Below are 14,603 nucleotides of genomic sequence, written 5' to 3' on the forward strand. Positions count from 1 at the left end.
AGCGCTTCCATTATATTTCTTCTTCAAATGATAAATTTACTGGTTCGTCCTGCAGTTCACCCTGTATCTCCAGATTCGTTGTGGGCGTATTTTCATCTACTTCTTCAAATGTAAATTGATCTGACCATACCGTTCCCTGACCGGCTAAATTGATGCCAAACGAAATAACCGCACTTTTTTCCGGTACATCTAACACAATCGAATAACGATTCCAGTTTGTCGTCCCTTTAATAGGGCGATTACTCATATTATCAAATTGAACGACATCCTCCGTCGTGTCATCTACCCGCATCCACATCCCAGCGTAGGTTTCTACATCTTTCGTGCGGATAAAACTCGACAACCGAATGCGTTTTCCTATAAAACGGTCTGCTTTAAATGCCTGCATCATCGTGGCGAAATGCGTTGAATCGAGTACGGTCTTGGATGTTAAGTAACCAGAAGCTTTGCCTTGGTGAACAATTTCATGATCCACACCCATTTCATAACTAAACGGATCTGACCCGCTCAAAAACCAGCCCTTTATTTTTGTTTCCATGTACGATTCCTCCTTGTTTTTTATCACATCAGACATCAGCCTGCGATATTGGCCAGGGGGCAACTTATATATTTTTTTAAAAGCTCTTGTAAAGGATTCTTGTGATTCAAATTGATAGTAAAATGCAATATCCAAAATTCGTTCCTTTGAGTAGAGTAAAGCAGCAGAGGCATTTGCCAGCCTGCGCATCCGAATATACTCCGTAATCGTCATACCTGCCGATTTTTGAAATATGCGGTGGAAGTGGAATTTCGAAAAATTGGATTGCCGCGCGATGTCTTCTATTGTAAGCGGCTCGTGCAGATGCTCCTCGATATACATAATGGATTTTTTTACAACGAATTCATAGTTATTCAACGTAAGCTCCCCTCCTTATCTAAATATAGAATATCAAAATCCACGATTTGCTTTTTGATATATTTTGCGGTGTGCTTGTTTTCCTTCTTTCTAATTACTTTCACTCGTATAGCAGATGTTTTTCCACCTGTATTCATGTACTTCAAAATTATAGCTGACATGGTCATGAATGCAGCCTTTCCTTCATATTATATCTAGAGGTGAGATAATGGGAAGAATAGCTTACCGAGAAGCAGATGTTGACGTAATGGCGAGGATGATGAGAGCAGAAGCGGAAGGCGAAGGAAAACAAGGCATGCTGTATGTTGGAAATGTCATTGTGAATCGCGTTGCAGCAGATTGCAGTGATTTTGTTGACTTGCGAACTGTTGACGATGTCATTTTCCATGTTCAAGGAGGAAATTATTCATTTGAAGCCGTTCAAAAAGGAAATATGTTTTATCAAAGAGCAAGAGATTTTGAAAAAAGATTAGCAAGACAGAATCTGGATTTTTGGAGGGAACACCCGGCGAAGTATGCTCTTTGGTACTTTAATCCGTATGCCCCATGCCCTCCAACATGGTATGATCAGCCTTTTTCCGGTCAATTTATGCAGCATTGCTTTTATGAACCGGCGCCTGGAACCTGTGACAGTGTTTATATGGGATGATGCGTTTTCTTTTGGATACCTTTTGTAATGCAGATGAGAGAAATGATTTTTCACAATCAGGTTATTAGAACCTAGCCAATGAAAAATGGCTCTATTAAATGAATTATGATGTATGAGAAAAAGGGACTGTTGCACAATGGTTACTTCATTGTGCAACAGTCCCTTTTTTAAAGAATTAAAATTTTTAATAGTACCTATTCAAAAAGCAGGATAAAAAGGATCTAGAATTTCGAGGTGACGCAGCTTTGAATACTAAAGTATACATAAATGGTAAATGAGAAACGAAAAAGCAAGTCAACGGACTTCCACAGGAGGCGGTAACTTCTACGTTGCCCGCATGGTGTGGGCGTTCTTAGCAGAAGATTCTCTTTCTTAAGTGTCATTTTCACCGGACTTTTTAAACATCCTCCAATACCAACTCTAGTCGTGTATTAATTGTAAAGTGACTAAAAGTATTATTTAGGTAGTTAATTCATAGCTTTCTGCAATCAAATCTCGGATATCGTCTAAATCCTTTGTATAATCTAGAACAATGCTGACCCAATTATTTTTATCCATGTGATAAGCAGGATATATATTTTCATTTTTTCTTAATGAACCTATAAATTCTTTTCTGGCTTTTACATTTAATACATCAATTTTTCTATCGTTTTTTATTCCTAACTTATCTTCTGTGATATCCATAATTAAGCCAAACCATTTTTCATTATTTTTATGCCTTAAAGCTGCAAAATTTAGAGATTTTTCCCAGGGATAATCCGGTTTTACATCATATCTTTCTTTAACATATTCAAAAATATCTTTTCTTTTTAACATTGATAATCCCCCTATACGCTGGTTTATCTACTTATTTATGGATTGCTTTATCCAATAATTTGTTCCCTTTTCCGGGTAACATCAAACCTGCATAAGCGTTATCAATAAATTTACGATTTGAATAAGAAAAGCTATTTAAGTGAGGAGCTATATTCTTTTATTTCAATTTCCCGCCAAACACAGGCATGTCACTCGCATCCCCATAATCTTTAATGCGCTCGACATTTTTCAAGAATTCCATATCCTCATCAGAAATGGTAAAGTCTACATCGGCATTATTTTTCATATGCTCCGGGTTAGCTGTTTTAGGCAATGGCAGCAAGCCAAGCTGTAACGTATAGCGGATACTTAATTGCGGAATGGAAACATCATATTTTTCAGCAATAGCTGCAACTTCCTCATTTTTAAATAATTCTCCATGGGCAATTGGTGAATATGCCTCGACAAGTATGCCTTGTTCCTGCGTATATGCAATCAAATCAAATGGTGTATTGCTGATATGGGCTAAAATCTGGTTAACCATTGGTTTGACATTGCAATGATAAAGAATATTATCCAAATCCTCTTTTTGAAAATTAGATACCCCGATGGCACGAAGTTTTCCTGCTTCATATGCTTCTTCAAGAGCACGCCAAGCTTCGCGATTCCCTTCAAAGAAACGCTCTTCTCCGTCAAACTCCATCCATGGCTGCGGACTATGGATAATCATCATGTCAATATAATCAAGATTTAACTTCTCCAGGGATTGGTTAATCGATGAAACAGCTTCTTCATAGGATTTTACTTCTGCAGCAAGTTTTGTGGTAATAAATAAATCTTCTCGATTCACACCACAATTTATAATTCCTTGACTGATGCCACTTTCATTTCCATATGCCTGAGCCGTATCAATATGGCGATAACCAAGTTTCACAGCCTCTATCACTGCCTGAGCGGTATCATCATTATCAATAAACCACGTTCCAAGACCTATTTTAGGAATTTCAATCTTATTTGACAGCTGATACGTTTCATTTAAAATCATTTGAACATCTCCTCGTATTTATAAAACGAATAGACTTTATTTTATAGCTTACCCGCTTTGAAAATGATTATAGTACCTATAGTTAACTATAGGTCAATCGTTTTTTATTATAATTGGATAAAACCTGTCTTTACATATCCTTCGTTCAGCACTTCCCGGAATAGAAATACATTGTTATTTCCTCTCCTCATCTATCCTCCAAGGATAATAGCAGAAAATTGTGGAAATTAATTATGAAAAATATTTGGATATTCTTTAACAGAAAGCTACAAAATATCAAATGAAAGTGTATAATGTACTTCGTGACGAAAATGGACAAAATCGGACAGTTATTTTTTATTTTCTATAAATCACTGGTAAAATATATGGGAAACAAGGATACGAAGTTTCTTTTTGTTTAATGGAGGTTAAGAAATATGTTCAAGAAAAAACCAGATAAATTTTCCCTTTATCTCGTTGATTTTGCAAAGCATTTACATGAAACGGCAGATTATTTTGTTCATTTCAAGGTAAAAGACTCGGAGACATTGAAACAATTTTCCGATACGATAAAAAAACATGAATCCGTCGCGGATGATAAGGTTCATGAAATTATTAAAGAGTTAAATCAGGCTTTTATTACGCCGATTGAGCGTGAGGATATTCTTCAGCTTGTTAATAATCTGGATGACATTATGGATGGGATTGAAGAGTTCTCCTCCAGAATGGATATTTATCATATTTTATCTTCAGATGATTATATTGATCAATTTACAAATTATATATTGAAATGCGCCGAAGAAATTTTGACGTCCATGGAATTGATTGCTAACTATCAATTAAAAGATGTAGAAGGGCATGCCATACGGATCAAAGAATATGAAAGTAACTGCGACGAGTTATACCGTGAATCCTTAAGGAACTTATTCCAAACCGAAAAGGATGCTATTAAAGTCATTCAGTATAAAGAAATTTATGAGATTCTGGAAGAGATTGCTGACTACTGTCAAAATGCAGCAAGTACACTTCAAAGTATCATCATGAAAAACGCGTAAAAGAGTGGTTAAAAAATGGATTTTCTTACTGTAATTATCGTATTGATTGTAATTTTTGCTCTTCTCTTCGACTTTATAAACGGGTTTCATGATACAGCAAACGCCATTGCAACATCGGTATCAACAAAAGCCTTGACACCCAGAAGAGCAATTATATTGGCCGCTGTAATGAATTTTGTCGGAGCATTAACCTTTACCGGTGTTGCTCAAACGATTACGAGCGGCATTACGGACCCATTTGAATTGGATAATGGGTTAGTCGTTATTTTAGCTGCTTTGATTGCGGCAATCATCTGGAATCTGGTGACATGGTATGCAGGAATCCCGAGCAGCTCCTCTCACGCAATTATCGGAGCTATTACGGGAGCAGTTATTGTATCTGCAGGAGTTCATGCCATCCATTTTCAAGGATTTCTCTCGATTCTTGAAGGGCTGCTCTCCTCGCCAGTGATTGCCTTTATCATCGGATATATTATATACAGTATTATTAAAGTTATTTTTAAAAACAGCAATTTAGCAAAAACCAATAAACGATTTCGGCTCGTACAAATTTTAACAGCATCGGTACAATCCTTTGCCCATGGTACGAATGACGCTCAAAAATCAATGGGGATTATTACGATGGCATTAATTGTCGGCGGCATGCATCCAACGACAGATATCCCCTTTTGGGTACAAGCTTCATGTGCTACAGCAATGGCGCTTGGAACTTCTGTCGGCGGATGGCGAATTATTAAAACAGTTGGCGGAAAAATTATGAAAATCCGTCCGATAAATGGGGTTGCAGCTGACCTTACTGGTGCTGGTGTCATCTTTGGAGCAACACTCATTCATTTACCTGTAAGTACCACCCATGTTATTTCATCCGGTATCCTCGGGGTTGGAGCCTCGCATCGGCCGAAGGGAGTTAATTGGGGAGTAGCCAAACGGATGGTTGTCACCTGGGTGATTACATTGCCAATAACCGCTGTGCTTGGCGGGGCTATTTATTATATTTTAGATTTGTTTATTTAAAAATGGTTTAGCTGCTGTTACAACAAATCATGAAAAGCTTGGTATCTCTGCTGTAGGTTTAGCAGAAAGTCTTTATACACTTAGATAATCTGGTCTTTCCTTAATTAGGGAAGGCCTTTTTTATTGTTGATGTTGGTATGTTTTAATTAACAACAAGGTGAATGCATGTTTCAATGGATTCATCTTATGTCGTTTTTAAAAAACGTCCTGCCATAAATAAGCTGACAGGAAGAATAGCGAGTTATATCATATCAGCACACATGATGGATAGCTTAAAGAAGTAAACTACTATAAAATAAAAATATATTTTTAAAATAATTACTATTTACAACTAACCGGAGGAATAGAAATCATGTCATTAAAAGCTGGAGACACCATTACATTTGAACGAACCTTTACATTAAAGGATGTTGAATTATTTACAGCACTTTCGGGTGATGAAGGCATTCATCATCAAACTCCTGATGAACAAGGAAGGCTTGTTATTCAAGGCCTGTTGACTGCCACACTGCCGACCAAAATCGGCGGAGATAATAACGTGCTTGCCCGTAATGCAAATTTTGAATTTCTACGCCCTGTCTTAACCGGAGACACGATCACTTGTGAAGTATTCATTGAAGAATATAAAGAAACAAAAAAGAATCGAAAAACAATTGATACGACCTTCTTATGTAAAAACCAACATGGCAAAAACGTATTAAAAGGAAGCTTTTCCGGGATAATACTTTAAATTTTGTCAGATCTTTATATTGGGAAAATGAAAAAGGAGCAGAGGAATACCTCCCCCTAAAGCAGGCCTGAAAACTACTACAGGGGGAGTAAATCGTAAAAATAATGTGTTTAAAATCGCTTCATTACAATATATTTCAAAAGAGAAAAAATTAAGGCAAACTCAGCTTGGTTGTTCTGCCTCCATCTACTGTATAAACCTGTCCTGTGATAAAGCCTGCTTCATCAGCAGCGAGAAATGCTACCAGCGCTGCTACCTCCTCCGGTTTTCCGGTCCGTCCCACAGGATGAATTTTTCCGAGATCGCGTTTGAATGCTTCGGCATCTGGTGAATTTTCGATAAGATTAATGTTCAAATCGGTGTCAATCCATCCAGGCGCAACAGCATTGCAACGTATTCCTTCATGTCCATGATCAACTGCTATGGAACGAGTTAACCCTAAAATTCCCGACTTTGTGACAGCATAGGCTGCATGCCCGGGATTTGCAGCCAGCCCCTCCACCGAACTGGTATTGACAATACTGCCTTGTGTCTTGCGCAGATAAGGCAAAGTGGCACGAGTCAATAGAAACGGTGCAGTCAGATTCAAATCGATGTTGCGCTGCCAGTCCTCTAAGGTCATTTCTTCAATTCCTGCTTCCATCATCATGCCAGCATTATTAATCAGAACATCCAGCTTTCCAGCACGGTCAATGACCTCCGCTACAACGCGCTCAGGTGTCTGTGGATCGGAGAAATCAGCAGGAATCCAGTCGAACATCTTATCCTCGCCGCGCTGCGCAGTGATGACAGTCGCCCCCTCTTCATGCAGGCGACGCGCGATGGCTTGCCCGATTCCCGAACACCCCCCTGTCACCAATGCTACTTTACCTTCAAAACGATTCATTTGGTTTGTCATTATCCTATTCCCCCTTTGCCTAATCATGTTACACATTTGGATGGACGCTGTAAAACACGGGGATTATGGGGGAGCTAGGTCATATATAAGGCAATCTATTTTTGCCTCTATTGAGTCAAGTGATATTAAGGCTGCAATATTATTGTATCGACAGCCCCTGCTTTACATATCTTGCATATTAAAAAGGGACAGCCTAATAATTCAGCTGACCCCATCATACAAAAACAAATCAATAACACGATTTTTATATATTTACATTTAATTTTTTAGCTTCTGCAACCATATTTTCAATTAATGCTTCAACCGTTTGGCTCTTAGCTAACCTGGTACTTTGCCCGGACCAAAGAGACATGAAATCTGGATTATTCTCTGCAGAGGCAGCTTTTCTAATATCCTGCGTCAGTGTATTTTGAACAGGAAAATCCGGCAAATATACTTCATGATTTTGCATTTCTAAGATAAAATGATTTTTAACTCCCCGCGCCCATTTACCAGAAAATGACCGGGTGTAGACCGTTTGATCCTCACTAATGCTCAGAACGGCTTCCTTGTGGACCGGATGTGCTCCGCTTTCGACACAAGTCAGGAAGGCCGTCCCCATTTGCACTCCCTGTGCACCTAAACACATCGAGGCTGCTAATCCTCTCCCATCCATGATTCCTCCAGCAGCAACGACAGGTATCGTTATCGCATCCGTCACTTGTGGTAGCAGGGACATTAAACCGACAGAATCAGAGCTTTCCTGTTCCTGATTAAGAAACCCTCCTCGGTGACCTCCAGCTTCACTTCCCTGGACCACGACCATATCCATTCCTGCCGCTTCATTTTGAACTGCCTCCATAACCGTTGTAGCCGTTCCCATCAGCGTTATATTATGTTGTTTTAATTCTGCAATCACTTCCTGGGATGGAATGCCAAAGGTAAAGGAACAAATAGGAACCTGTTCTTCGATGACAACCTGAATCTGTTCTTTAAATGCTTCCAAAACTTCATTATAATCAGCAATTCCAAAGTTATCCTTATCAGGTAAATGTAATTGCTGACGAATTGTGGTTAAAGCCTGATTCGCCGCTTTCATACTATCTTCTGAAACATCAAATGGTTGAGGGACAAACAAATTAATTCCAAACGGCTTGGATGTCAGCTTCTGAATTTCCTTGATTTGATCCCGTATTTGCGTTGGAGCCATGTACCCTGCCCCAATCATCCCCAAACCGCCTGCATTCGAAGTCTCGGCTACTAATTTTGAAGTAGTCACCCCGCCAGCCATTGGTGCCTGTATAATCGGATACGCTATCTTTAAACATTTTGTCATTTCATTACGTAGCATCATTTCCCGCCTCCCTATTCTTTTCCTTTACGCCTCTATTCTTCTTATCATGCAGCATTTCATTGTGGACTATATGGTTTTCGATTAAATAATGATATATAAATTATACAATTTTTTTGGTATATTGAATAATACGTAATTATGATATTGGATATCAATACATTAGATAGCAAAGAAAACCGGGGGAGGGACTTATATGGATTTGCATTTATTAAACATTTTTCGTACGGTTGCGAGGCTGGGGAGTATTTCACAGGCTGCAAAAGAGCTCCAATATGCACAATCAAACATTACCATGAAAATTCAGCAATTGGAGAAAAGCCTGCAAAGCCCCCTTTTTTATAGATATAATCGCGGGATGACATTGACGGACAAAGGAAGCTTGCTTTTAGCATACAGCGAAAAAATATTCCATCTGATAGAAGAGACAGAAGCGGCGATGAAGGATGACCAGACACCCGACGGATCGTTAATTATCGGGTCAATGGAAACAACTGCGGCCGTGCGTTTACCGCCTTTTCTTTCAACGTATCATCAGACTTTTCCCAAAGTGGATTTAACCTTAAAAACAGGTCCTACCGAACAAAATATCCAGGGTGTGCTTCAGCATCAGATCGACGGTGCATTTATTGCCGCACCTGTTGAGCACCCTGCTCTCATCCAAAAGGAAGTATTCGAAGAGGAAATGGTTCTGATAACCGATACGAAGCATCCGGATATCTCTTCCATCGAAGATATTCAAACCGATACCATACTCGTCTTCCGTTCAGGGTGTGCTTACCGGGAAAAGCTTGAACATTGGCTGCATCAGGAGGGGTTGATTCCTGCTAAAATTATGGAGCTCGGAACAATGGAGGCAATTATTGGGTGTGTATCGGCCGGACTTGGCCTAAGCCTGCTTCCATTAAGTGTTGTTTCCAAGTATATACAAGAGGGAAGCCTAAAACAACACTCTATCCCTCATCCATACGAAAAAGTGAAAACCATATTTATTTATAGAAAAGACAGGTATATTCCGGCATCTTTGACGGCTTTTATCAACCTATTTCAGGAGGAGGTGAGGTCTTAAATAAGAAAAACCGGACAACGAGCCTGCTGACATAAGAAAACATGAAGAAACCTTATAAAATCAACGTTTTCAGGCAGTGCTCAAGTGGAATTTGTACAAAAACCATAATTTCTAAAAAATAGACACCTAAAATGAGCGTCTGTTTTTTACTTTAATTTTTATGAGAAAATACTTTCTTAAAGAGCATCTTCAAGGAAATGAAATATCAGAGAAGACATTAAAATCATGACTTTTTTCTAAAAGTGTGATAATGAACAAATAAATCCCCCCCCCCTGCTTCTAACATGGGGGGAGATAAACATTAGGAAACAGTTCCAAAAATACCTTGACGCCTATAGGCACAACAGTTTGGAGTACATCAAAATGATGTCAAATTTTTAATGCTTGTTGTCATCTTTTTTAATTAAGAGAAATATACATGAATCTTGCATTTTAGTATTAAAAATTAAAGGACAGCATCCAAGCATACAGGTATTATATAATCTTGTATCGTTACTCAATGTGTCCGTTGAGGAGTTTTTTCTGCCTGCCTCGGTTATGATAAAAAATACAAAAAGAAGACAATTAGAAAAAAACTTGATAATTTAACAGATAATGACCTTATTATTATGGAAAGCGGTGCTAATGGAATTATTAAATCAAAGACAGTGGAGGGATAGTCATCCTCCATCTTTTTTTAGATTAAACACTGCTATTACAAAAGATAAATGCCTAAAATATTTATCATAATTAAAGTAGATAATGTATCAAGTCCTGTTTTTTAGAAGAACTATAGAACGATACAAATTTCCAATTGATAAAATCGTTATCAAAACCCCTAAAACAGGGTGCAATGCTCCTAAATAAGAATGTAGAAAACCGAGGTTTGCACTTGCGTACAATGTCACAATAAGTATAAACAACCCCAGAATGAAAAAATAATCATTCTTTTTGGAATTACCCATAAAAGCACCAATCATCATTATTACTGGTACATTCAATCCAAACAAGTGAACCAGCATTTTATGAGCAGACCAGAACTGTCCTCCTCCAAAAATTGCCATACCTGCCAGAAAAAATTGTGCTAATGTACATATTAAAAAAATCATTGAAAAAACAGCATAAATCCAGCGTCCCGTAATTTGCATTTGTATTAGCCTCCTTTAGTGTTAATTCTCAGGGTACTATTAAAAAATAAATAATTTATTAGATAAATATTAAATATTTCTTAAATGTCATTGTTCCAAGGATTGAACAAGTTCATCTCTGTTTAAAGTGACAAATCCGTCAATTGTTTCCTCAGAACCTTCTATAAAACAAGCAATCATTAAAGTATTTCCAGAATGTTCGTTAATGATTTTATCCCCTAACTGGTACATCTGGTCTTTAAGGCTGTTATTTACAATGGTTTCATTGACAGTTAGCTCTCTTATATTTTTTCCTTCTAAAATCTCCATATTAGGATGTTTATCTGTGTCAACGGAAAAATACATAACATCTAAATTTTGTTCTCCATCTATTTCTAATTGTGCAAAGGTCATATCTAATGGTGAGGTTCCACCATTCAGTTCATTACTGATATCTTCCACTTGATCTTCTGTCAATTCTGAAATAACAATTTGTCCTTTTTCTTCTGAATCAATTACAGCATGGTCAGCTTCCAAATTTAGTAATGATGAACTATCCGCCAAAGATAATCCATTAGCCAAGCCTGTAATAAAAAATACCAAAAAATAAATCGCATCCCATCGTCAAGGCTAACAATGTGTACTTTAATTTAGATCGTTTTATCTCCCTAAATGCTAAAAACATTTTTATTCCTCCTTTTTTTCTTATTACTTCTGCGATTATCATAAAACTAAAAAATTCATGATTTCTTATTTAAATATTCCTTAAATAAAAAAGTGTTTTTCTCTTCCTTGAACTTTGTTTGTATGAACAACTTCGACAAGAGGTTCTTCAAGTAGAACAATCATATTACGATATAATGTTGATTGAGGAACTTCACCAAGCATGTTTACTAACCAGGGAATAATATTTGGTTTTCCCATCATTAATTTTTGGATAATATGTAATTTAACGAGATAGAGAAGTACTTCTGAGTTTTCATGCTTTTTATCACCTTCAATTTATTCTATTAGTCAAGTCTTGCATTAATTAATTTCCTAGCTGGCATTATTAAATTTTTTCCTTCCTATTTAATTTATCTGCGTACCAGAATTTGAAAAAAATTGTTGTTGACAATCTTTGGGTTTAGCGTTATTATACTTCTGATTCAACTATAAATATAAAAATTTAATAATCAAAACGACATAATTTCCTAATTCAGGAAAGCGGGGGAACCAACGAAACCTGCTCGTTTCATGGGGTGAATTATTTATTTTTTATAAATAACGGACACTCTCAAGTCCGAATCCGACAGCTAACCTCGTATGTTCATTGAGAGAGAAAATGAAATCCTAGACTTTGCATGCCATTGGAATAATTCTCTTTTCCAATGGCTTTTTTTATTTTTTAGAGAGATTAAATTTATGAAAAAAGAAAATGTAATGGCATGTACCTGTTAATAAACAAAGGTGTTTATTTAACACATTTATTTAACGCTTCATTAATTGTTTTATATTTATGCAAAGATGGAGAAAGAGATCATGCAGAAGAACAAGAAATAAGAAGTTTAGCGAATAGATTCTGACGCACAATTTATTTCGCAACTCTATAAAGATGAGATTTACAAAGTCACCACGATTCTTGAAATTGCAAAACAATATCACATCACTCAATTACTTGTCGGACAATATCATCTAAGCCGTTGGGAAATTATAAAAAAAGGGGATTTTATTAATCGCTTGCTAAAGAATTGCGGTGAAATCGATTTGCATATCGTTTCTTTAGAAAAATAAGCATGGGAAGGATCTTATTTATGAAAAAGCAATTTATTGTCATTGGTCTTGGAAGGTTTGGAATTAGTTTAACCAGAACCCTTATCCAAAATAAACATGAAGTACTCGTGGTAGATAAAGACCTGCACCTAGTTGAAGCCATGTCTGATATCGCTACCCAAGCTATTCAGGGAGATTGTACTGATGAAGATGTATTAACAGAGTTAGGTGTGAAGAATTTCAGTCACGCCATTGTTGCTGTAGGAGAAAACTTGGAAACAAGTATTTTAGCAACCCTGTTGTTAAAAGAATTGGGCGTACCAAAGGTAACAGCAAAAGCAAAAAACGCGACACATGGGAAAATGCTGACAAAGATTGGAGCCGACCAAATCATTTATCCGGAAAGAGATATGGGGATACGACTAGGTAAACAACTGAGTTCGGAAAATTTGATTGACTATATTGAGTTATCTCCTGATTATAATCTAGTAGAAATGAAAGCTCCACCAGCAATGAATGGTCGTACACTTCAACAATTAAGCATCCCTGCAACTTATGGGTGTAACATTATGGCTATTAAACATGGAAAACAAATTAATATAACTCCTAAGGCCGAGGACACTATTCAAACAGGGGATACATTGTTATTAATGGGAAATAATGAAGATATTCGACATATGGAGGAAAAATATGAACGAAAACGGTAAACGTCAATGGAATGTGAGCCCGCCTCAGTTGGTGATGTTAATATTTATATTACTTATCACTATCGGAACTATTCTATTAGCCCTGCCTGTATCCTCTGCTAATGGTATATCCATCGGTTGGAAGGACGCACTTTTTACAGCAACATCTGCTGTTTGCGTAAACGGGTTAGTTGTGATAGATACGGGTTCATCTTTTTCGACTTTTGGGCAAATTACCATTATGATTTTGATTCAAATTGGCGGGCTTGGTTTTATGACTTTAGGGGTAATTATTGCCATCCTGCTGGGTAAAAGGATAGGCTTAAAACAACGATTGGTGATACAACAAACGACTCACTCAAGTTCTAATCAAGGTTTAGTCAAACTCTGTTTATATATTATTCTCATTGCTTTATCGTTTGAAATCATAGCAGCTATCATTTTGACTTTTCGATGGATGGGAGATATGGGACTGGGGCAAGCAATGTATTATGCATTATTTCATTCTGTCTCTGCATTCAATAATGCAGGATTTGCTTTATCTTCAGATAGCCTTAGTGCCTATATTCAAGACCCTATAGTGAATATAATCATTATTACGCTGTTTGTTTCCGGAGGCTTAGGCTATATCGTTATTGTTGAGCTCTTCAGGAAACACTCTTGGCGAAAGTTTTCTTTGCATACAAAAGTAGTACTGATGACCTCCGGACTATTAATGATAAGCGGGTTTTTCTTACTTTTTTTATTAGAAAGCTTTAACTCTGCTACATTTGGAGAATTAAATTTGGGAGAGCGCATATCCGCTGCTTTTTTCCAAAGTGCGACACCAAGAAGTGCCGGCTTTAATACGATTGATATTGGAAGCATGTTATCCTCTTCCCAACTGCTTCTTATTATACTCATGTTCATAGGAGCATCATCTGGGGGGACAGGCGGAGGTATAAAGACAAATACCTTTGTCGTTCTAATATTAGCTACTATCAATACTTTTCGTGGTGGCGGACAAATCCATGTATTCCAGCGCCGAATTGCGATAGATACTGTCATGCGAGCATTAGCTGTTGTCGTGAGTTCGCTTGCCTGTGTCCTCATTGTAGCTTTATTATTAACCATCACAGAAGGAATGCTAGAAGAACATTTTTTAGAGGTATTATTTGAAGCTACTTCAGCATTTAGTACTACTGGCCTTTCGATGGGATTAACAAGCGAATTATCACCAATCGGAAAAATAATTGTCACCATAACAATGTTCGCTGGGCGGTTAGGTCCACTGACTTTAGCGTATGCATTAGCAAAGAAAAAAAGAAACTCTAAAATTGGTTATCCAGAGGATCATATCTTAATCGGATAGAAATTATTAATGATGGAGGTGCAAACATTCCAATCATTCCAATTAGATACTTTTTTTCGCCAACTTCATACGCCATACTTTTGGGGTAGTGTATTCATTACCCTTTTTGTATGTCTGCAAGTTACTTTCTCTACTACTTAGATTTTTTAAATGATAGATAACTTTTTAATAATGGTATCATCGTTGAATTGCAATCCCTATTTTGCAGAGAAGGGATTGCTCGCAAGTATGAAAACATGACAATCAAGT

Annotated in this window: 15 protein-coding genes and 1 riboswitch; of the genes, 8 read left to right on the forward strand and 7 right to left on the reverse strand. The window is 37.2% G+C overall.

All coding sequences use genetic code 11. The annotated features are described in order from the left end of the window. Positions 1 to 10: 10 nt before the first annotated feature. Complete coding sequence (locus ACZSMY_RS09560; protein WP_368901850.1) at positions 11 to 859, reverse strand: helix-turn-helix transcriptional regulator; 849 nt, start codon at positions 857 to 859, stop codon at positions 11 to 13. Between the two features lie 244 nt (positions 860 to 1,103). Here ACZSMY_RS09560 and ACZSMY_RS09565 point away from each other — a divergent pair, with 244 nt between their 5' ends. Beyond that, positions 1,104 to 1,544 (forward strand): cell wall hydrolase, encoded by a 441-nt coding sequence (locus tag ACZSMY_RS09565; protein WP_368901839.1) that lies wholly within the window; start codon positions 1,104 to 1,106, stop codon positions 1,542 to 1,544. 459 nt (positions 1,545 to 2,003) lie between these two features. Here ACZSMY_RS09565 and ACZSMY_RS09570 read toward each other — a convergent pair whose 3' ends face one another. Beyond that, positions 2,004 to 2,360 carry an MmcQ/YjbR family DNA-binding protein gene (locus ACZSMY_RS09570; RefSeq protein ID WP_465147697.1) on the reverse strand — a complete coding sequence of 119 codons (357 nt, stop codon included), beginning with the start codon at positions 2,358 to 2,360 and terminating at the stop codon, positions 2,004 to 2,006. A gap of 157 nt (positions 2,361 to 2,517) precedes the next feature. After that, on the reverse strand, positions 2,518 to 3,384 hold the full coding sequence (locus tag ACZSMY_RS09575; protein ID WP_465147698.1) for an aldo/keto reductase: 867 nt from the start codon (positions 3,382 to 3,384) through the stop codon (positions 2,518 to 2,520). 416 nt (positions 3,385 to 3,800) lie between these two features. On the opposite strand from ACZSMY_RS09575, the gene ACZSMY_RS09580 reads away from it, so the two are divergent. The 3 genes from ACZSMY_RS09580 (at position 3,801) to ACZSMY_RS09590 (ending at position 6,162) form a co-directional block, all read left to right on the forward strand. Then, positions 3,801 to 4,418, forward strand: coding sequence for a DUF47 domain-containing protein (locus tag ACZSMY_RS09580; protein ID WP_193063169.1), 618 nt, complete (start codon positions 3,801 to 3,803; stop codon positions 4,416 to 4,418). Between the two features lie 15 nt (positions 4,419 to 4,433). Further along, positions 4,434 to 5,432: an anion permease gene (locus ACZSMY_RS09585; RefSeq protein WP_465147699.1), complete on the forward strand. Its 999-nt coding sequence runs from the start codon at positions 4,434 to 4,436 to the stop codon at positions 5,430 to 5,432. A gap of 352 nt (positions 5,433 to 5,784) precedes the next feature. Continuing rightward, positions 5,785 to 6,162 carry an FAS1-like dehydratase domain-containing protein gene (locus ACZSMY_RS09590; protein ID WP_193063165.1) on the forward strand — a complete coding sequence of 126 codons (378 nt, stop codon included), beginning with the start codon at positions 5,785 to 5,787 and terminating at the stop codon, positions 6,160 to 6,162. Positions 6,163 to 6,313: 151 nt separating this feature from the next. Here ACZSMY_RS09590 and ACZSMY_RS09595 read toward each other — a convergent pair whose 3' ends face one another. Further along, positions 6,314 to 7,087, reverse strand: a complete 774-nt coding sequence (locus tag ACZSMY_RS09595) for an SDR family NAD(P)-dependent oxidoreductase (RefSeq protein WP_465147700.1) — start codon at positions 7,085 to 7,087, stop codon at positions 6,314 to 6,316. Between the two features lie 217 nt (positions 7,088 to 7,304). Beyond that, positions 7,305 to 8,390 carry an NAD(P)H-dependent flavin oxidoreductase gene (locus ACZSMY_RS09600; protein ID WP_193063213.1) on the reverse strand — a complete coding sequence of 362 codons (1,086 nt, stop codon included), beginning with the start codon at positions 8,388 to 8,390 and terminating at the stop codon, positions 7,305 to 7,307. 196 nt (positions 8,391 to 8,586) lie between these two features. Here ACZSMY_RS09600 and ACZSMY_RS09605 point away from each other — a divergent pair, with 196 nt between their 5' ends. Further along, positions 8,587 to 9,459: a LysR family transcriptional regulator gene (locus tag ACZSMY_RS09605; protein WP_212929585.1), complete on the forward strand. Its 873-nt coding sequence runs from the start codon at positions 8,587 to 8,589 to the stop codon at positions 9,457 to 9,459. Between the two features lie 563 nt (positions 9,460 to 10,022). After that, complete coding sequence (locus ACZSMY_RS09610; protein ID WP_425313062.1) at positions 10,023 to 10,118, forward strand: hypothetical protein; 96 nt, start codon at positions 10,023 to 10,025, stop codon at positions 10,116 to 10,118. Between the two features lie 87 nt (positions 10,119 to 10,205). Here ACZSMY_RS09610 and ACZSMY_RS09615 read toward each other — a convergent pair whose 3' ends face one another. Together ACZSMY_RS09615 and ACZSMY_RS09620 are read right to left on the reverse strand one after the other, a co-directional pair. Further along, positions 10,206 to 10,586, reverse strand: coding sequence for a DUF6220 domain-containing protein (locus ACZSMY_RS09615; protein ID WP_455725577.1), 381 nt, complete (start codon positions 10,584 to 10,586; stop codon positions 10,206 to 10,208). An 87-nt stretch (positions 10,587 to 10,673) separates the two neighbouring features. Further along, a complete protein-coding gene (locus tag ACZSMY_RS09620; RefSeq protein WP_256705948.1) occupies positions 10,674 to 11,168 on the reverse strand; it encodes a hypothetical protein in 495 nt (164 codons plus the stop codon). Positions 11,169 to 11,737: 569 nt separating this feature from the next. After that, positions 11,738 to 11,891: riboswitch (cyclic di-AMP (ydaO/yuaA leader) on the forward strand. 467 nt (positions 11,892 to 12,358) lie between these two features. On the opposite strand from ACZSMY_RS09620, the gene ACZSMY_RS09625 reads away from it, so the two are divergent. Together ACZSMY_RS09625 and ACZSMY_RS09630 are read left to right on the forward strand one after the other, a co-directional pair. Then, on the forward strand, positions 12,359 to 13,024 hold the full coding sequence (locus ACZSMY_RS09625) for a potassium channel family protein (RefSeq protein ID WP_212929588.1): 666 nt from the start codon (positions 12,359 to 12,361) through the stop codon (positions 13,022 to 13,024). After that, the gene (locus ACZSMY_RS09630) at positions 13,008 to 14,354 is read left to right on the forward strand and encodes a TrkH family potassium uptake protein (protein WP_212929589.1); all 1,347 of its coding nucleotides are present in this window, start codon (positions 13,008 to 13,010) and stop codon (positions 14,352 to 14,354) included. The genes ACZSMY_RS09625 and ACZSMY_RS09630 overlap by 17 nt, the downstream gene beginning before the upstream one ends. Positions 14,355 to 14,603 lie beyond the last annotated feature (249 nt).

It is taken from the genome of Oceanobacillus sp. B139/18 (genome assembly GCF_055524595.1).